Raw genomic sequence first — 18,984 nt, 5'->3', positions numbered from 1 at the left:
AAGATGGGAATTTATGGCCTCACAGAAATGGGATTCTCAAACGCATGGTGCGCGCCACAATCGCAGATATATCTGAACGGGCGGGGGTTTCTACGGCAACGGTTGACCGGGCCCTGAACGGGCGCAAAGGGGTCAGCGCGGCCAACCGGCAACGCGTTATGCGCGCTGCGCGGCTTTTAGGATATCTACCGTCCGAGGGTTTGCTCGCATTACCCTCGCGACCAGCGCGCCTGACTTTTTTGATCCCCTCAGCCGGGAATGCTTTCCTGCAAGATCTCGCAGATGCGATAATGCGGTTCTCCGAAACGCAGCCCTTGGTCGCGCGTTGCACCGTCTTGGCCGTCAAAGGCATAGGCCCTGATGCGTTGATGGAGGCGCTGGATGGCCTTCCACCCGACACAGATGGGCTTGGCGTAGTGGCAACCGACGATCCGCGAAGTCGTGATGCTTTGCGCCGGGTCTGTGAATCTGGGATTTGCGTGGTCACGCTGGCCTCGGATGTGCTGGCAACCCCCAGATCGGGCTATGTTGGCGTCGACAACTTGGTGGCCGGGCGGACAGCCGCTCAGATCCTTGGCATGTTCGCCGGGGGTAGGGCAGGTGAGGTGGCAATCTTTTTCGGGAGCCCTGCCTATCACGGTCACAGCGAACGCGAGGCTGGATTTCGATCATGTCTGCCCACTTACGCCCCGAACCTACATGCGTTGCCCTCGGTCGAAACCGGTGAAAAGGGAGAGCGATTGAAGCGGGAGCTGACCCGTTTGCGTCGGACGACTGCCAATCTGGTCGGTGTATATTGCGTGGGCGCCGGTCGGAAAGGGCTGGTGCAAGCGCTTGAAGAGGTGCCTCAACCAGAAAGGCCCTTTGTCGTAACGCATGATTTGACTGAGGAATCGCGGCGATGGCTTGCTGATGGTTTGATCCATGCGGTAATTGACCAGAACGCTCATCTTATCGGTGAACAAGCGGTTATAAGACTGTTGGGCGCAATAGCATCGGGTCCAGTTCAATTGCCGATGGAACATGTCGAGCCAAGAATTATCCTGAGAGAGAATATACCTGTTGGTCGGGTGTCCGTGTGAATGAGCAACTGGAAAATATGTCTGTTGTCGTCACCGGGGCGGCCAAGGGCATCGGTCGGGCAATCGCTCAAGAAGCTTCCCGACAAGGGGTTCGTGAGATTGTAATAAGTGACAAAGATGGTGCCGGACTGCAAAAACTTGCACAGGAATTGTCTGGCGTTGCGTGTGTTGAAGCCGTTGTTGTGGATCTGGCCGAGGTTGACGCGTGTGCCGACATCGCATCCGCCGCACGAAAGGCATTTGGGCGGATCGACGGGTTGGTGAATGCCGCAGGTATCACGACCAGGGCTGGGTTCATTGATGGGAGTGCTGAAGACTTTGACAAGATTTTCTCGACCAACACCCGCGCGCCATTTCTGCTGATGAGCGAAGCAATTCGAGATATGAAAGCGCGTGGTGCGAGTGGTGGGATCGTGAACATCCAGTCAATGAATGCCCATTGTGGCGAACCTGACTTGGCGGTCTACGCTGCTTCAAAAGGTGCGCTGCAAACTCTGACCAGGAATGCTGCCAATGCACATTTATACGATGGCATTCGGGTAAACGGTATCAACTTGGGCTGGGTCCTAACGGAGTCAGAACATGAAACTCAGACCAAGTCACTGAGGCAGGGAAAGGATTGGGCGGAAAGGGCAGGGCAGAGCCGTCCGCTGGGGCGCCTGTTGATGCCAGAGGAAGCGGCGCGTTTGGCTGTCTTTCTATTGAGCCCCGCATCATTTCCTATGACGGGCGCAAACATCGACCTTGAACAGGCGGTCGTGGGGGCGCCGCGATAGCCTAATTATTGCTTGGCTTGGGCGCTGCCGTGCTGGCGCGCTTGATGAGTTCGACTGGTATTGGTGCTTCTGACTCATGCGTGCTCAGCCCCGAAGACAGGCGGTCGAGCAACAGTTTTGCTGCGCGTTGGCCTAACAGATGCCTATCCTGCCGGATGGTTGTCAGAGCGGGTACGTAATATTCCGACATCTCGATATCGTCGAATCCGACAACAGAGATATCTTCAGGAACACGCACACCGCCAGCCTGCAATCCAGAGATCAAACCAAAGGCCACCATATCAGCCGAACAAAAAACAGCCGTGGGCCGGCTTTGCATAGCCAAAATCTTCGTTGCGGCCTCAAAGCCGGATTCGAGGGAAAAATCACCGCGGATGATCCATTCGGGTGGAGCCGGCAGCCCGAGGCGAGTGCGTTCCGATACCATTCCTTCGCGACGCGCAGCTGTTAGAACATTGCCCTGCGGCCCAGTGACATGGGCGACTTTTCGGTGTCCTAGATCGTATAGGTGGCGAATGGCCAAGCGCGCGCCTTCGACATTGTCGCTTTTGATGACAGGAAAGGAATGATCTTCAACCCATTCACACAAAAAGACAATCCGATCTTTCGCCCCGGCTTGGATGCATGTGCTCAGCACGGCATTGGAAAGCTGACCATCCAACGAGATAGCACCATCAATGCGCCCATCAAGGAAATATTCGGCCAATGCTGAATCTTGGATGGGGTTGCTTTCGGTATCGGTGATCAACACAGCATAGCCCGTGCCTGAAAAAGCCTCGCTGATGCCTGCAAGGATGCCGGAATAGAAAGGCTTGCCAAGATTCGGGACCAGGACAAGAACGGCATTCGCCCGCTGCATTCTTAGGTTTCTAGCCGCTTGATTGACCCTGTAGCCGGTACTTTGGATGGCCTGTAAAACAGCCTCTTTCGTGGATTTTTTGACAAGATCGGGGCTGGACAAAACCCGGCTGACCGTGGCCGTGGATACGCGAGCCTCTCGGGCGACGTCCTGAATGGTTGCTGCTTTCTGAATCATGTCCCTGGTCGCAGAATGAGATTTTAGTTGACTCGAATCTCTGGTGTTGTCGATTATGTAATCGATTTCATTTCGTGAAAAGGATGAATTTTTCAAAATGTAATCGTTTGCAGCTTGTTTCTGCTGCAATCTGGGGAGTGTGGTGATTGATGCTGCAATCGCTGCGAATTGCACATTGACGACGGGGGAAAAGGTTTGACGGCTGCCGCTCAGTTTGACTATTCCGGCGCAAAGGTCACCGTGATTGGTGCAAGTCGTGGTGGTATCGGGGCAGCAATCTCGCGCGCGTTCCAAGACGCAGGAGCCGAGGTTGAGATTACCGGCGTCGAGGAAAGCTGCCTGCCCGAAGATGCGGCGCGATTTCCATACACACAGCTCGATATTGTCGACACCCAAGCGGTTCAGGCCTTTGGTCAGGAGCGTGACGAATTGGACGTTCTGGTGAATTGCGCATCCATCACGCGGCGTGGCGAGGAGATGGAGCCGAGTTTTTTCAGTCACGTTCTGGATGTGAACCTTGCAGGGACAATGCGTTGCGCTCAGGCTTTGCACTCAGCCTTGTCATCGCGTCGTGGCCGCGTGATCAATATCGCATCCATGTATGCTTTCTTTGGCTCACCGCAAAACCCGGCTTACGGGTCGTCCAAGGCTGGGGTGGCGCAACTGACCAAGTCTCTGGCTGCTGCATGGGCTTCGGAAGGTATACGCGTCAATGCAATCGCTCCGGGCTTCGTCATCACCGAGCAATCCGCCCGGGCCAGACAGGACCCGGAATTCACAAAGGCGATCGAAACCCGAACACCCATGGCGCGGTGGGGGGTGCCTGATGACATTGTGGGCGCGGCTCTCTTTCTGGCCTCTGATGCGGCCGCTTTTGTCACAGGTGTCTGTATCCCCGTAGACGGAGGATATTCGGTTGTTTGAGGGTGGTTTCACATGACTGATTTCACACAAATCCGCGCCGCAGTCATCGGAACCGGATTCATTGGGACGGTACACATTCAGGCATTGCGTCGTTTGGGTGTCCAGGTGGTCGGCGTTCTTGGTTCATCCGCCGAGCGTGGATCAAAGCGCGCCGGTGAAATCGGCGTAACCAAAGCCTATCCGACATTGGAGGACATGTTGGAGGATGACAGTATCGACGTCGTGCATGTGACATCTCCGAACCATGCGCATTACCCGCAGGTCATGGCGATCCTTAAGGCAGGCAAGCATGTAATTTGCGAGAAGCCCCTGGCCATGACCAGCACGGAATCGGCTGAAATGGTCGAGATGTCAAAGGCGTCAGGCAAGGTATGCGCTGTGTGCTACAACATCCGGTTCTATCCTCTGAACCAGCAGGCTCACGGTATGGTTCAGCAGGGAGAGCTGGGAGACATCCTGTTTGTCACAGGTCGCTACCACCAAGATTGGCTCGCGAAGCCAACCGATTGGAACTGGCGTCTACAATCCGAGATCGGTGGCACCTTGCGTTCAGTTGGGGATATTGGAACCCATTGGGTGGATCTGACCAGCTTTGTCACCGGGCTGAAGGCCAAGTCCGTTTTTGCCGATCTCACGACTTTCCTGCCTACGCGGCAGCGCCCCAAGGGTCCGGTCGAGACGTTTTCAAGCGCAGAAGGAACGACCGAGCCGGTCGCTGTAGATACTGATGATGCCGCCGCCATCATGCTACGCTACGAAGGCGGGGCGAAAGGGGTGATGACCACATCTCAGATCAACGTAGGGCGTAAAAATTCGCTTGTCTGGGATGTTGCTGGAAGCAAAGCAAGTGCTGCATGGGATAGCGAAACGCCAGATCACCTGTTTGTCGGTCATCGTGACGCCGCCAATCAGGTGCTGATGCGCGATTTCACCCTCATGAACCCCACCGGGACACGGGCGGCGACCTTGCCACCCGGTCATGTCGAAGGGTTCGCCGACAGCTTTCTGAATTTCTTTCGCGCCGTCTACACCGATATTTGCGCCGGACATCGCGGTCCTGACAGCACTTGGGCCAGCTTTGAAGATGGTCACTATGAAATGCGGTTCTGCGATGCGGTTGTGAAATCTGCCCGCGAAAGCCGCTGGGTCGAATTGGACGAGGTGTAGGGGGTTTGCGATGAAACTTGGGCTGTTAACTGCGCCATTTGAGGATACCGAACTGACCGAGGTTGCCAGTTGGGCTGCTCACAACGGATTCTCAGCTCTTGAGATTGCATGCTGGCCGTATGCGGGTGGTGAAAAGCGGCGCTATGCAGGGACCAGCCACATCAATGTCGACGGTCTGACAGCGGTGCAGGGAAAAGACATCGTTGACGAATTACACGACAAGGGCATCGAGATTTCAGGTCTGGGTTACTATCCTAACCCGCTGCACGCGGATGCATCGCACAGGGATGAGGTGATCGAGCACCTCAAGAAAGTGATCACGGCCGCAGGGGCGATGGGTCTTTCCATTGTCAACACTTTCGTTGGTGGCGACCGGACGTTGAACATCGACGAAAACTGGGCGCGTGCGACAGACATCTTATCTCCGGTCGTAGATCATGCCCGTGGGCAGGGTGTTCGGTTGTGCTTTGAAAACTGCCCGATGATCTTCAGCTATGATGAATGGCCTGGGGGACACAACATAGCCTACTCCCCAAAAATCTGGCGCAGGATTTTTGATCAATGGGAGCATGACGTCGGGATGAATTTTGACCCGTCCCATCTGATCTGGCAGTTCATCGATCAAACCCGGTTCATCAAGGAGTTCGGCCCGCACATAGCACATGTCCATGCGAAAGATCTGATGGTAGATCGCGATGGGCTTTATGAACACGGGATTATGTCGGCGGGCATGGGCTGGCAGGTGCCACGCCTGTGCGGGTTGGGCGATGTTGATTGGTCTGATTTCTTCTCAGGCCTTTATCGCGCTGGCTATGACGGCCCAATCATCATCGAACACGAAGACAGGCTGTTTGAAGGAACCGACGAAAAGGTAAAGCGCGGATTTCTGCTGGCGCGCGACGTGCTGCAACCGTTCATCAAGTAGAAGGTCGAAAGGCTTGGAACATAGCAAAGACTGTTCAAATGGGAGGTACTAACATGAAAAAGCTACTCACAGGTGCGGCGGCGATAGCTGTTGCTGCGGCGTTTACTCCGGCGGCGTTTGCCGCTGATTACACGATCGGCGTGTCCAACACCGTTCAGGGGAATGGATGGCGCGAACAGATGATCTGCGCGATGCGCGCGCAGGCTCTGGTCGAAGCGGATGTTTCAAATCTGATCGTCGCTCACCGCAATACCGATTCAGCGGGGCAGCTGGAAGATATCAACAACCTGATCGAAGCCGGTGTGGACGCCATCGTTTTGAACCCGTCAAACCCGGATGCGCTGAATTCCGCATTAGATGCGGCGATGGAAAAGGGCATCGTGGTCGTTGCCGTTGACGCAGGCGTGACCGCGGACGGAGCTTACATTCTATCCAACAATCAGGAAGAATACGCCTATCTTGGTGCCAAATGGTTGTTCGAGCAGCTGGGCGGTTCCGGCGATGTAGTCTATATGCGCGGTATTGCCGGTGTGTCCGCCGATACCGACCGCGATAACGGATTCAAGCGCGCCTTGGCCGAATATGACGGCATCAATGTGGTTCACGAAGTTTTCACAGGCTGGCAGCAAGATCAGGGCAAGCAGCAGATGTTTGACTTTCTGGCGACGGGTATTCCGTTCGATGGTGTTTGGACCAGCGGCATAGATAACGTCATTGTGGATGCTTTCGTGGAATCCGGCGCGCCGTTGGTGCCCATCGTCGGTGCGGATAATGCCGGATTTGTGCAATATTTGACCGAAGTCGATGGTTTGCAGGGGGCTGCGGTAACCAATCCGGGATCCGTAGGCGGGGCTGGTATTGCCTTGGCAGTCGACATTCTGAATGGCAACGCACCTGGCGATAAAACCGTTCTGGTGGACCCGGTGCTTTGGGAAAACGCCACCGATGACGGTGTCGCAACGATTACCGCCGCCCAGAACCCGAACCTTGATCCTGAATGGCCCGTCTCGGTCACGGTGCCAGGTTGGACTGACTATTCAATGGAACAGATCATCGACTGCAAAGGTCCAGGCGACAGCTAAGCCATTGTGAAACCTGTAAAACGTCTCCCTGCCCAATTCGGGCGGGGAACGGCTAATGTGGAATAATGCGTGCCGATGACAGTGACAATCCTCCTCGATGCTTCGGGTATTGCCAAAAGTTTCGGCGCCGTCCGTGCATTGACTAAAGCCAGTCTTCGCGTCTCAGAAGGCGAGGTTGTCGCTTTGATGGGGGCAAACGGGGCTGGCAAATCCACCTTCGTGAAAATCATCACTGGTGCCTTAAAGCCAGATAGCGGTCAGGTGCTGATCCGGGGGCAAGTGGCGCGGGTCGGAAGCCCGGGAGAGGCGCGAAAATCGGGTCTTGTGCCAGTGTATCAGGAACCCTCGCTGATCCCCGATCTGGATGTGGCCGACAATCTTCGCCTTACAAATACACCGACTGAGCCGTTCAGGCATTGGGTCAGCGAACTTGGAATTGGCGAGCTGAACCTTTCGGACATGATCGCCGACCTCCCGCTGGCCACGCTGCGTATTCTTGATCTCGCGCGCGCTCTGGCGTCCAAGCCCGACGTGGTTTTACTGGACGAGATGACGGCCGCTCTGCCCACCGATCTTGTCGAGCGGGTTCTCAAAGTCGTGCGCGAGCAAGCGAACAAAGGCATGGGCGTCATCTATGTCTCGCATCGGTTCAGCGAAATCTCAGAGCTTTGCGACCGCGCCTCGGTTTTACGTGACGGGATGACCGTTGGTGACCTAATGATTGAGCCCGGCGTCGAAGAAAAAGCAGTTGAGCTTATGCTTGGACAAAAGCTGGACCTGGGCGACCGTGAAGACAGGGCGGCACACTCCATCGCAAAAGAACGCCCGCGTCTGTCCGCGAAGAAGCTGGCGATAGCGCCGAAAGTTTCAAACATCTCGTTCCAGTTGTATCCCGGCGAAGTTCTTGGTGTTGTGGCGCTTGAGGGGCAGGGCCAGGACGAGCTCTTCGAATGTCTGGCCGGATTTCTGCCGCCGACTTCGGGTGAGATCAAAGTCAACGGATCGCCCGCAGAATTTCGGCATCCCGCCGATGCAATTGCCGCCGGGCTGACCTTTGTGCCGGGTGATCGGGCCGAAGCATTGCTGGCGCAACGTTCGGTACGCGAGAACATTGCCCTGCCGTTTTCAGCGCGGCTGCGGAATTGGGGTCAACTAAATCTGCGGCGCGAGCGTGAGCGGGTCGATTATGCCATCGAAAAGTTGCAGATCGACACGCGTGCGCAGGGCGAGGTGCAGCGTTTGTCTGGGGGTAACCAGCAAAAAGTGACCATCGGCAGATGGCTTGCCACCGGCGTCGAGACGCTTTTACTGTTCGACCCGACCCGAGGAATCGACGTGCGCACCAAGCGCCAGATCTACCCGCTTGTACGCGAATTGGCCCAGAACGGGGCCTCGGTACTGTTCTACACCTCCGAATTGGAAGAGGTTCCGCTAGCCTGCGACCGTGCATTGGTCATTTTCAATGGCCGCGTTGTGGATGTCATCGAAGCAACAGACGCTGACGAACAAACCTTATTGCGCGCGGCCTATGGGCTAACAGAGAACGAGAGTGCAGCGTGACTGAAGCTTTACGTAAACACGCGTGGCTAATTGGTTTGGTTGCACTGCTGCTCGTTCTTTTGGCGATCACTAAACTCATACAGCCTTCTTTTGGAGCATCCGGGCTTGAAAGCATCGCACGCTCCGCATTGCCCTTTGCTTTTGCAACGGCGGGTATGGCCGTTGTTGTTATCGTCGGTGGGATTGACCTGTCAGTCGCGTCTATGATGGCGGTGTGTGCGGTCTCTGCAGCAGTGCTCATGGAGAGGCTGTCCGGGTTGCCGGCAATTGTGATCGTGCTGGGTATCGGGTTGGCCATGGGCCTGATAAATGGCGCTCTCATTGTATTGACGCGGGTCCCTGACATTGTGGTGACACTGGCCATGCTGTTTGTTTGGGAAGGGATCGCCCTGTTGATCCTTGAGACGCCAGGCGGATCGACGACCGATTGGGTACAGCAGAGCATTCGCGGCAGGATAGTGCCCGGATTGCCGAGTGCGCTGGCCATCATGATTGCTTGCACCGCCCTGATCTGGCTTCCTTTGCGGCGATCCAAACTGGGCATTTCGATCTACGCCACAGGATCAGATGAGCTTGCGGCCTTCCGCTCGGGCGTATCCGTCGGGCGCGTGAAAATCGCGGCCTATGGGATCTGCGGAGTATTCTGTGCCTTCGGCGGGCTAAGCCTTGCCGCCTTGACAGGGATCGGCGAGCCGGTGCCAGGCCCCTACCTTCTTGCCTCGGTCGCGGCAGTCGTTTTGGGCGGCGTTGTTCTGGGCGGGGGACGTGGTGGCTTGCTTGGTCCAATCGTCGCTGTTTTCATTCTTCGGATCGTCAGAACGATCCTGACCTTTCTGGCCGTCGATCCCAATGTCACCACAATCATCGAAGGTACGATCATGGTGGCAGTCGTGTTGCTTGGAACAGCAGCAACCATGCGAGGAGCAAGGCGATGAGTATGGCTGCAAACGACCCGTCCATGGTGCGCATTGGCCGATATCTGCGGGATAACCCTGTGATCCCGCTGATCGCCTTTCTGGTGTTGTTGATCGCTGTTCTAGAGATCATGCGACCCGGCATTGTCACCCCATTTCGTGCCGGGCGCGATGGGCTGGTCTCAACCTTCTGGGTCGGTAACCTGATCAAGTTTGCGATCCCGCTGGCGATGCTGTCAGCCTGTCAGGTGCTGACCATGCTAACTGCCGGTATCGACTTGTCGGCAGGCATCGTCGCGACTGTGGCGGCCTTCGTCTGTGCGACCTTAAGTTCGATTTGGGGTGTCGCCCCGGCGGTGCTGATCGCTCTGGCATCCGGTTTGCTCGTTGGGATCGTCAATGGCCTGGGCGTCGGGTTGGTACGGGTGCACCCGTTGATCATGACCTTGGGCACTGGCCTAATCGCCACCGGGTGTCTGCAGGTGTATCAGCGAATGGTGATCAACGCGGGGTCCGAGATACCAGCCTTTCTGGCCTGGCTTGGAACCGGGCGCACTATGTCTATGCCCAACGGCCTGTTTCTGTTCGTTCCCTTCGCCTTGTTCATCTTCTGGCTAATGCGGTTCACTGGATTTGGCAGGTTGCTGTTCGCGCTCGGTTCGAACGAAAATGCCGCCAAGCTGTCGGGGGTCAAATCCTGGCAAGTGTACCTTGCTTTGTACGCGCTTTCGGGCGTGATCGCGGCGGTCGCCGGTTTGCTGTATCTTGGCATGATCCGGCAAACTTCGCTTAGCCTTGCCAATCCGCTCTTGCTGCCCTCTGTGGCCGCAGCGGTGATCGGCGGAACCTCGATTTTTGGAGGGCGTGGAAGCTTTGCGGGTGCCATCGTGGGCGCGTTGATTATCAGGGTATTGGATACAATGCTGACGTTGATGCAAATGCCCGAAGGCGCAAGAACCGCGCTGTTTGGCCTGATCATTTTGGCGGTCACTGCCATCTATGTCAGGATCACTGGAAACCGGTAAAAGGGAGGAGGGCCCATGTCCAGGTTTCGAATTGTTGGAATAAGCTTTGATCACATGCACATGGGCGACCTGCTTCGCATGGTGCACGACCATCCCGACGCCGAGATTGCCGGGATATTTGATCCAGACATGTCCAAGATGGCATCGGCAATCGAGACATTTGACATATCAAGCGACCGCGTGTTCACCGGTTTTGATGCCTGCATGGCAGCCGGACCGTACGACATGGCCATACTCTGCGTCGCCACCGCGTCCCACGCCGACTACACTGAAAAGCTGGCAGCTCATAACCTGCATGTCTTCGTCGAGAAACCATTCGCGGCGTCGGCGGATGAGGCCCGCCGCATGATAGCGGCCATGGAAGGGACGGGCAGGCAACTGATCATCAACTGGCCGCTGCGATGGGTGGAAAGCCATGTCACAGCCAAGCGTTTGATCGACGAAGGAATGATCGGGGAACTGCGAGAGGTTCATTTCTACGACGGCAACCGGGGGCCATTGTTCCATCTGGCCGACAAGGTTGAGGTCAGCCCTGAAGAGGTTGAACAACAAAAACCAACTTCTTGGTGGTACAAGAAATCTTCGGGGGGCGGCTCGCTGCTGGACTACCTGGGGTACGGGGCGACTCTGGGAACCTGGTACATGAATGGCGAAGCCCCGATCGAGGTGACCTGTACGGTTGATGAAACTCAGGGCATCGAAGTTGATCAACATGCCATCGCCGTGTGTCGCTATGCGCGCGGATTGTCGAAGATGGAGACCCGCTGGGGAACTTTCACTGATCCCTGGACCACGCAACCACAACCCACCTGCGGCTTTGTATTCGTCGGGACAGACGGAACGATCGCTTCACCCGACTACGCTGACCACATCACTGTCCAGACACGGGCGCGGCCCGAGCGGCACGAGATTCCTGCTGATCCGCTGCCAAAGGGTCAGACCAATACGATCGAGTATGTATTGGGATGTATCGAACGTGGTGAGCCGGTGGCTGGCCCGCTGCATCCGCAATTATGCTTAACGGCTCAGAGGATCGTCGATACGGCGGTTCGGTCATCCGCTCAGAAACGCACTCTGGAGCTGTTGCCATGAGTGAGGACGCCGCCGATACCGACACCTATGCATTGAAGTCGAAAGAACTGGCTGAAATTCCTGCTCCAGATGTCGACTATTTTCCCCCAAACCCAACGACCTATCGGCCACGCATCGGGATGATAGGAACTGGCGGGATTTCTAACAGTCATCTTGATGCCTACCGCACTGCCGGATGGGAGGTTGCGGCGCTGTGGAATCGCAGCCGTACGAAGGCCGAAGAGAAGGCCGCTGAATTCTATCCTGACGCTCGCATCGAAGAAGAATTTCAGGACCTACTGGATGATCCCGAGATCGACGTAGTGGACATTACTCTGCCAACCGAAATTCGTGTGCCCATAATCAAAGCTGCGTTGAAGGCTGGAAAGCATGTGCTCAGCCAGAAGCCATTCGTGTCCGATCTGGAAACCGGGCGAGCATTGGTCGAATTGGCGGATTCCCAAGGTGTAAAGCTCGCCGTTAACCAAAATGGGCGGTGGTCTCCTCACATGGCATGGATGCGTGAAGCTTGTCGTGCAGGCCATGTTGGAAAGGTTCAAACCATCCATACGGCCATTCATTGGGATCATGGTTGGACGGCAGGAACACCTTTCGATGAAATCGAAGATTTGATACTTTACGACTTTGGGATTCATTGGTTTGATTTTGTTTCGTCGATCGCCGGCAAGCGGACGAAATCGGTTTTCGCAAGCGCATCGCATGCCTTGGACCAATCCAACAAGGTGCCACTCTTGGCGCAAGCCATGGTTCAACTGGACGGCGGGCAGGCAAGCCTTGTCTTTGACGGCAGCACGAAACATGGGCCAATGGATACTACATATATTTCCGGAACCGACGGAAGTATAGTTTCTCAAGGACCCGACTTGGGGCAGCAAACCATTACTCTGACAACCGCAAACGGAGTTGCCCGGCCCGCGCTCCAAGGAAAGTGGTTCAACGATGGATTTCAGGGTGCAATGGGTGAATTGCTCTGCGCCATCGAAGAAGATCGCTCACCCGACAATTCGGCAAGGAAAAACCTGCAATCTTTGGCGCTTACCTTTACCGCGCTCAAATCACAGCGCTGTGGACAACCGGCAGCGGTTGATACTCAGGCATAAGCTCAGGTCATGCGCCAGCGGAGCAGATCAGATCATCTCCCGCCAGATGATCAATAAGCGCGCGCACCCGTGTGGTCAGTCGACGGTTCTGGGGAAACAGCGCGGCTACGACGTAGGGGGTGACGCGGTGCTCGGCGAAAAGCTCGACCAATTCTCCTGATTTCAGAGCATCAGCGACGGTATAAGCGGGACATCTGGCTATCGCCACTCCGGCCGCCGCAAGACGAGCCGATGCTGCAGGTGCGTTTCCCTGAAGCCGCCCGTTTACCGGAACCGCCAATTCCTTGCCCTCGATGTTGAAACGCCAGATCGTCGGCTCAGTGGCGTTGCCGTCCAAAATGCACTCATGCGTTGCTAAGGCACTCGGGTGTTCGGGTGTACCTGCACGCGCCAAATAGGCAGGTGAAGCACAGATAGCCAAAGGCATCGGACCGAATTGGCGAACTTTGAGCGAGCTATCGCGCATCGGGCCGATTCGGATCGCAAGGTCCAGACCCTCGTCAATAATCGATACACGCCGGTCCGACAGGTTGAGGTCGATCTCGACCTCTGGGTGTTTCGTTGCGAAGGCAGCAAGGGATGGGGCCAGCCGCACCGACCCAAATCCAGTTGGAGCGGATATTCGGATGACACCGCGCAATGATTTTTGCGCGTTTTTAACCGTCTCTTCCAGTTCATCAAACCCGTCGAGAAGTGGTTCGCACATCGCCAGATAGGTGGCGCCTGCGTCTGTCAGGGACACGCTGCGCGTCGTGCGGTTTAGTAGTTGAACGCCCAACGAGTCCTCTAGATCGGCGACATATTTGCTGATCAGGCGTGCTGACCGACCCAGCCGCCGGGCAGCCAGGGTGAACGAAGCGTGTTTTGCAACCAGCGCAAAGGCGCGCATGCGGTCAATTTTATCCATGGCAATTACGCCCTTTCAGGGCTTAATGATCCGCCAAAAGTGGCAATTATCATCTATGTTGGCAAGCGATATCTGTGGCGGCAGATCGCAGTTCGAAAATGACAGGAGCTCAACAATGTCCACCGCAGTTCGTATCCACCACTTCCCAAAATCCGGCCATGCCCATCGTGCCTTGGTTTTTGCCAAGCTCGCCGGGATCGCGCATGAGCCCATCTTTGTCGATCTGGCTGCCGGAGCGCATAAAACGCCCGAGTTTCTGGCAATGAACCCAAATGGGCAGGTGCCCGTTCTGGAAGACGGTGATGTCGTTGTATCGGATTCGAACGCCATTCTTGTTTATCTCGCGCGGAAATACGCGCCGGATTGGATCGCCAATGATCCGGTTGGTGAAGCCGAGATTCAGCGGTGGCTGACCCTCGCCGCAGGGGAAATTGCGTTTGGCTCAGCGGCGGCGCGGCTTATCACAGTATTTGGTGCACCTCTGAGCCCTGAATTTACGGCAGCGACTGCGGCCAAGGCCATGCAGAAGCTTGAGATGGGGCTGGAGGGGCGCGAATGGCTTGTAGGTGAGCGTCCGACCATCGCGGATGTTGCGGCCTATTCCTATACGGCACATGCGCCCGAAGGGAATGTTTCGCTTGATCCATATCCCAATGTGCGCGCCTGGATTGCTCGCTTCGAGGCATTGGATGGGTTCGAACCGATGCCCGCCACTGCCGCTGGTCTGGTCGCCTAGCGCCATATTGACCGGAGGTCGGCTTTCCCGGCCTCCAAGCTCTCCACTCTCCATCGTTCTTAGGCCGTTAGGAGGCCCCCCATGACATCCGAAGCGCCTCGGCATCCCGTTCCTTCATTCACGCGTGAGACAGCCATCCAGAAGGTCAGACTGGCCGAAGATGGCTGGAACAGCCGTGATCCAGCCAAGGTCACGCTGGCCTACACACCGGACAGTCAGTGGCGTAATCGGGCCGAGTTCCCCAAGGGGCGTGCCGAGATTCAGGCGTTTCTGACCCGCAAATGGGCCAAAGAGTTGGATTATCGCCTGATCAAAGAATTGTGGGCCTTCGAAGGCAACCGGATCGCGGTGCGTTACGCCTATGAATATCACGACGATAGCAGCAACTGGTTCCGGGCCTATGGCAACGAGAATTGGGAGTTCGATGCACAAGGGTATATGGCCTATCGCTTTGCCAGCATCAACGAACACCCGATCACCGAAAACGAACGAAAGTTCCGCTGGCCCTTGGGTCGGCGCCCGGACGATCACCCAGGTCTCAGCGATCTTGATCTGTGACGTTTTAGAAATTTAGAGAGGGCAGGGCGATGTCGACCCGAGATAACCCATTCCATTCAGGTGAACTTGCCGCGCAGCACCGCGCCGGTGTAGGGGAAGTTGCTGCCAAGATTGCCCCCTTCATTCGCGATTTCATGCCCGATCAGCATCGCCAATTCTATCAGGATCAGCCATTTTTGGTTGTGTCCTCCAGCGACGCGGACGGTCGGGTGTGGACGACAATACTTGAAGGGGCTGATGGCTTCATTCAGTCCCCCGATCCGCGTCGACTGACCCTGGACACCAAGATCGATCCCACTGACCCGTTGGCGCAGACCTTTGACGAAGACGCTGATATCGGCGTCATCGGGATCGAGCTGGCAACCCGGCGCCGCAATCGCCTGAACGGCAGAGCGCGGCGAACGGAAAGCGGAATCTCTATCGACATTCAGCAATCATTCGGGAACTGCCCGCAACACATCAGCGAACGGGATTGGTGGCGGGTCAGTCATATACCTCAAGCTCAACCGGTGGTGTCTGACCGTCTGAGCCCGGAGCAGATCGCGCGCATCAGCGCGGCGGATACGATGTTTGTCGGGTCCGGTCGACATGGGGCGAAAGGGGCCGCATCGAATGGATATGATGCCTCGCATCGGGGGGGCGAGGCGGGGTTTGTTCGTGTCATGAGCCCATCCAGGCTGCGCATACCTGATTATTCGGGCAACAATTTTTTCAATACGATCGGTAACATCATCGAAGATCCGCGCATCGGGCTTCTTTTCATCGATTTCGCAACCGGAGGGCTGTTGCACCTGACCGGGCGCGCCAAGATTGATTGGACACCGCCAGAGGCCCGTGATCCAAACATTTTTCGTGTGATCGACGTCGAAATCGACGCCGTGGTCGAGCGGAACGAGGCGCTTTCACTCAGATGGTCAACCGATCCGACGCCATCGACCAGGTTGGTCGTCGCCAAGAAAGTTGTAGAAGCCGAAGGTATTACATCGTTTCTCCTGGCCCCGTTCCAGGGCAACGCGCTGGCATCATTCAAGGCAGGCCAGCATTTGCCAATCGCGCTTGATATTCCCGCGCAGGCCACGAAAGTGAGGCGGACATATTCATTGTCTGGGAAGTCAGGCGCGGATCACTATCGGATCACTGTAAAGCGCGAAGCCCGTGGTCTCGCGTCGCGCTATCTGCACGATCAGATCAAAGTTGGGGATGTAATTGAGGCCAAGCCGCCTGCAGGTGATTTCGTGGTCCCCGCTGGGGATGAACCATTAGTTCTTGTCAGCGCAGGTGTTGGTCTTACTCCGATGCTTGCGATGCTCCACCAGATTGCGGATCACGATCCTGATCGCCCGGTTTGGTTTGTTCATGGAACCCGCAATGGACGCCATCATGTCTTGAGCGATGAGGTTAGTGGACTGATCGCAGCCAGTTCGAATGTAATGAAACGGGTCTTTTTCAGTCGGCCTGATGACAGTGATATTGCTGGGCAGGACTTCGACGTTGAAGGCCGGATTTCGGCGGAATATCTGTTGGGTTTGAACGCCGGTGTCAGGGTCCATTATTTGTTGTGCGGCCCATCAGGCTTTTTGACCGAATTGGCAACAGGATTGGAAACGGCTGGGATCAGCAGAGACCGAATAGCTTTTGAAACCTTCGGCGCAACAGCATGACAAGGAACGGTTTATTCCCTGACGAGCATGGCTTTTGAGGCGGACTGTTTCGGGCGATCTAAGTGAGCAGGGCCGGTCGCTCTAGCTCTTGTCGGTCAGACTCCAAACCTCTTGTTCACCAAATCCTCGAATCTCGCGTGGGCCGACGTGCTCAAGGTCAAACTGATCCTTGAGAACCTGCGCAACTTCGTCTTGGACCGTGATGTTCATCGGATCAGAGAATTCCTGAAGCCTTGACGCCAAGTTCACTGCCGGTCCGAAGATATCGTAAACGTATTTCTGGATGCCCACGACTGATCCGACAACAGACCCGGTGGCCAATCCAATTCTGCAACGCCACTGATGCGGATGGCTCAGGTTGCGGCGGTTCAGATAGCGCACGAAGCGAATGGCTGTATTCGCAATCGATTTGGCGTGATCCGGCGTCGGATCGGGTAGACCTGCAACCGTGATGTAGGCATCACCGATGGTCTTGATGCGTTCGCAGCCGAATTGCTCACCAATGCGATCAAACGCGCTGTAGATGTCATTCAACTCGGTGACGGTGACGCTTGGATCTTGCGAGGCAACCATCTCGGTAAAACCGACGAAATCCAGCATCAGGACGGAGACCGGATCATAGAGCTGAGGTGTGACGACGCCAAATGTCTTGTACTCTTCGTACACAGATCGCGGCATCAGGTTGAGCAGCAGTTTTTCAACTTGCTCTTTCTCCCGCTTTAGCTCGCGTGTGTTCCGCTCGACCATCATCGAATATGAATCGATCATGGACTCCAGCTCTTTGATGCGGGTGATGTTCTGGCACACCAGTACAAGCACATCATCATGCGCGACCGTGAAATCGAGTGCGATCACCAGCGTTCGGCGTTTCTTTTTGAATGTGATTTCGGATGTGTGTCTGCCTGTGCTGGATAGGCTTGTCTGAACAGTATCGATTTCGAGATCGGGGAAAAGCTGCTGCAATTGATCCGCAGGGCCATCAGCGCTGAACCATTCATCAAAGGTGTCATTGCGAAACCCGAATTTTAGCGACTGGCGATCCAGAAGGGCAACGCCCACGCCAATTGCACGAAGGAGCTGTTCATTAATGGCTTCGATGGTCATGGTTTACCTAACAATCAGGGGACGGCGTTTGCTGAATTCCGCGACGACGACATCAATATCCTCGGCATCCACGCTGTGTTTCTCCAGCGCATCGCGGAGTACTACTTCCAACTCGTCGAAATGGTCATCTGTGATTGTGAGATGCGAGTGTAGCTGGCGCAGCTGATTGTCTGTGTAGGAGGCGGGTCCACCCAGCAACGAGGCAATGAATTTGGTCTGATGATCGACCATGCGGCTCATGTCCACGTCGTCGAAGAAAGGGCCAACCTCATCATTGTCCAGAAGGATGTCATAGAATGAGAACACGATCTTGCTGATCTGTGAAAACCCACCGTATTTTTCGTAAAGTGTGCGTTCAGCCATAACAAAATCCCCCTTAAACCAATTAATAACAAGAAAATGGTGGATCGCCTACACTCGGCATCTCTCATCGTTCTCTGCCATCAAGGTCAAAGAACGATGAGCGGGTTAGTTGCGGTATCAACCACGTCGCAGTGTTATTTCTGCATATTCGGATGAAATGCAAAGCGTGTCATTGGTCGAAATGTCAAATTTCTCGATCAATGCCATGATATCGCTGCGCAGCGCCTCTTGCCCCGCATTATCCAGTGCGTCGAAGGCCTTTTGCATCGGGCCATAGAACGTCCGGAAATAATCCAGGAAGTGTTCAGCAGACCGGTAGCGGAACATAAAGTTTTTGCGCCGGAACGAAACGATATCGCACTCAGCACCGAAGGTATCTTCTACCCAATCCCGACTACCCCACTGTGCCGGAGAGCTCACGCCAGCCGGCGGAGGCACATGCTTGCCAATCGTCTTAAACAGCAGGCCAATGAAACTGTCTGGCGTCCAGTTGGCCATGCCAATCTTGCCGCCAGATTTCACCACACGCTGCAGTTCTGCTGCAGATTGCTGTTGGTTCGGCGTGAACATCACCCCGAATGTGGAGACAACCGCGTCAAACGACTGATCCTCGAACGGCAGGTCCTCGGCATCGGCAACCTTGTAAGAGACGAAAAGGCCTTCTGCTTTGGCACGTTGGCTGCTGGCATCCAGCAGAGCCTCGACGTAATCGGTCGAGGTGACGTCGCAAAACCGGCGGGCGAAGGCCAGCGTGGCGTTGCCATTCCCGGCGGCCACGTCAAGCACTTTGGCGCCGGGCATCATATCCATGGCCTCGGCCAGTTCTTCGCCGGTGATTTGCAATGTCACGCCAACCTTGCTGTAATCTCCGGACCCCCAGGCGACATTTTGCTTTGCTTTGATCGCGGCAAAGTCTGTGGTGGTATTGATCGATGTTTGAATACCCATGTTCTTGCTCCTTTTGATGTAGTT

The 18,984-nt window shown here is 55.7% G+C and carries 19 protein-coding genes; 14 read left to right on the top strand and 5 right to left on the bottom strand.

Annotated elements, in window-relative coordinates:
- Window positions 1-44 precede the first annotated feature (44 nt).
- Complete coding sequence (locus ACR0B3_RS10440; protein ID WP_480809000.1) at window positions 45-1,082, top strand: LacI family DNA-binding transcriptional regulator; 1,038 nt, start codon at window positions 45-47, stop codon at window positions 1,080-1,082.
- The gene (locus ACR0B3_RS10435) at window positions 1,079-1,858 is read left to right on the top strand and encodes an SDR family oxidoreductase (protein ID WP_480808999.1); all 780 of its coding nucleotides are present in this window, start codon (window positions 1,079-1,081) and stop codon (window positions 1,856-1,858) included. Before ACR0B3_RS10440 ends, ACR0B3_RS10435 begins: the two co-directional genes overlap by 4 nt.
- 1 nt (window position 1,859) lies before the next feature.
- Here the strand turns inward: ACR0B3_RS10435 and ACR0B3_RS10430 are convergent, their stop codons facing one another.
- On the bottom strand, window positions 1,860-3,068 hold the full coding sequence (locus tag ACR0B3_RS10430; RefSeq protein WP_480808998.1) for a LacI family DNA-binding transcriptional regulator: 1,209 nt from the start codon (window positions 3,066-3,068) through the stop codon (window positions 1,860-1,862).
- Between the two features lie 21 nt (window positions 3,069-3,089).
- On the opposite strand from ACR0B3_RS10430, the gene ACR0B3_RS10425 reads away from it, so the two are divergent.
- From ACR0B3_RS10425 to ACR0B3_RS10385, 9 genes are all read left to right on the top strand, one after another.
- On the top strand, window positions 3,090-3,818 hold the full coding sequence (locus ACR0B3_RS10425; protein WP_480808997.1) for an SDR family NAD(P)-dependent oxidoreductase: 729 nt from the start codon (window positions 3,090-3,092) through the stop codon (window positions 3,816-3,818).
- Between the two features lie 12 nt (window positions 3,819-3,830).
- Window positions 3,831-4,985 (top strand): Gfo/Idh/MocA family protein, encoded by a 1,155-nt coding sequence (locus ACR0B3_RS10420; RefSeq protein ID WP_480808996.1) that lies wholly within the window; start codon window positions 3,831-3,833, stop codon window positions 4,983-4,985.
- 10 nt (window positions 4,986-4,995) lie between these two features.
- Window positions 4,996-5,910, top strand: coding sequence for a sugar phosphate isomerase/epimerase family protein (locus ACR0B3_RS10415; protein ID WP_480808995.1), 915 nt, complete (start codon window positions 4,996-4,998; stop codon window positions 5,908-5,910).
- A 53-nt stretch (window positions 5,911-5,963) separates the two neighbouring features.
- Complete coding sequence (locus tag ACR0B3_RS10410; RefSeq protein ID WP_480808994.1) at window positions 5,964-6,992, top strand: ABC transporter substrate-binding protein; 1,029 nt, start codon at window positions 5,964-5,966, stop codon at window positions 6,990-6,992.
- Between the two features lie 75 nt (window positions 6,993-7,067).
- Window positions 7,068-8,552: a sugar ABC transporter ATP-binding protein gene (locus ACR0B3_RS10405; RefSeq protein ID WP_480808993.1), complete on the top strand. Its 1,485-nt coding sequence runs from the start codon at window positions 7,068-7,070 to the stop codon at window positions 8,550-8,552.
- Window positions 8,549-9,487 carry an ABC transporter permease gene (locus tag ACR0B3_RS10400; protein ID WP_480808992.1) on the top strand — a complete coding sequence of 313 codons (939 nt, stop codon included), beginning with the start codon at window positions 8,549-8,551 and terminating at the stop codon, window positions 9,485-9,487. The genes ACR0B3_RS10405 and ACR0B3_RS10400 overlap by 4 nt, the downstream gene beginning before the upstream one ends.
- Window positions 9,484-10,491, top strand: a complete 1,008-nt coding sequence (locus ACR0B3_RS10395) for an ABC transporter permease (protein WP_480808991.1) — start codon at window positions 9,484-9,486, stop codon at window positions 10,489-10,491. Before ACR0B3_RS10400 ends, ACR0B3_RS10395 begins: the two co-directional genes overlap by 4 nt.
- Before the next feature lie 15 nt (window positions 10,492-10,506).
- Window positions 10,507-11,583 (top strand): Gfo/Idh/MocA family protein, encoded by a 1,077-nt coding sequence (locus ACR0B3_RS10390; RefSeq protein WP_480808990.1) that lies wholly within the window; start codon window positions 10,507-10,509, stop codon window positions 11,581-11,583.
- Window positions 11,580-12,683, top strand: a complete 1,104-nt coding sequence (locus tag ACR0B3_RS10385; RefSeq protein ID WP_480808989.1) for a Gfo/Idh/MocA family protein — start codon at window positions 11,580-11,582, stop codon at window positions 12,681-12,683. The genes ACR0B3_RS10390 and ACR0B3_RS10385 overlap by 4 nt, the downstream gene beginning before the upstream one ends.
- Before the next feature lie 7 nt (window positions 12,684-12,690).
- Here the strand turns inward: ACR0B3_RS10385 and ACR0B3_RS10380 are convergent, their stop codons facing one another.
- Window positions 12,691-13,590 (bottom strand): LysR family transcriptional regulator, encoded by a 900-nt coding sequence (locus ACR0B3_RS10380; protein ID WP_480808988.1) that lies wholly within the window; start codon window positions 13,588-13,590, stop codon window positions 12,691-12,693.
- Window positions 13,591-13,705: 115 nt separating this feature from the next.
- Between ACR0B3_RS10380 and ACR0B3_RS10375 the strand changes: the two genes are divergently transcribed.
- From ACR0B3_RS10375 to ACR0B3_RS10365, 3 genes are all read left to right on the top strand, one after another.
- Window positions 13,706-14,326, top strand: coding sequence for a glutathione S-transferase family protein (locus tag ACR0B3_RS10375; RefSeq protein ID WP_480808987.1), 621 nt, complete (start codon window positions 13,706-13,708; stop codon window positions 14,324-14,326).
- 81 nt (window positions 14,327-14,407) lie between these two features.
- Window positions 14,408-14,884 (top strand): nuclear transport factor 2 family protein, encoded by a 477-nt coding sequence (locus ACR0B3_RS10370; RefSeq protein WP_480808986.1) that lies wholly within the window; start codon window positions 14,408-14,410, stop codon window positions 14,882-14,884.
- Window positions 14,885-14,913: 29 nt separating this feature from the next.
- The gene (locus ACR0B3_RS10365) at window positions 14,914-16,545 is read left to right on the top strand and encodes an FAD-binding oxidoreductase (RefSeq protein ID WP_480808985.1); all 1,632 of its coding nucleotides are present in this window, start codon (window positions 14,914-14,916) and stop codon (window positions 16,543-16,545) included.
- Between the two features lie 81 nt (window positions 16,546-16,626).
- On the opposite strand, the gene ACR0B3_RS10360 is transcribed toward ACR0B3_RS10365, so the two are convergent.
- The 3 genes from ACR0B3_RS10360 to ACR0B3_RS10350 form a co-directional block, all read right to left on the bottom strand.
- Complete coding sequence (locus ACR0B3_RS10360) at window positions 16,627-17,649, bottom strand: adenylate/guanylate cyclase domain-containing protein (RefSeq protein ID WP_170686315.1); 1,023 nt, start codon at window positions 17,647-17,649, stop codon at window positions 16,627-16,629.
- Between the two features lie 3 nt (window positions 17,650-17,652).
- Window positions 17,653-18,012, bottom strand: coding sequence for a group I truncated hemoglobin (locus ACR0B3_RS10355; RefSeq protein WP_170723931.1), 360 nt, complete (start codon window positions 18,010-18,012; stop codon window positions 17,653-17,655).
- 117 nt (window positions 18,013-18,129) lie between these two features.
- Window positions 18,130-18,960 (bottom strand): class I SAM-dependent methyltransferase, encoded by an 831-nt coding sequence (locus ACR0B3_RS10350; protein WP_480808984.1) that lies wholly within the window; start codon window positions 18,958-18,960, stop codon window positions 18,130-18,132.
- Window positions 18,961-18,984: the final 24 nt, after the last annotated feature.

This window comes from Ruegeria sp. CE9 (assembly GCF_056537425.1).
The sequence above is the reverse complement of the archived record's forward strand: the minus strand, read 5'-3'. Positions and strand labels throughout refer to the sequence as shown.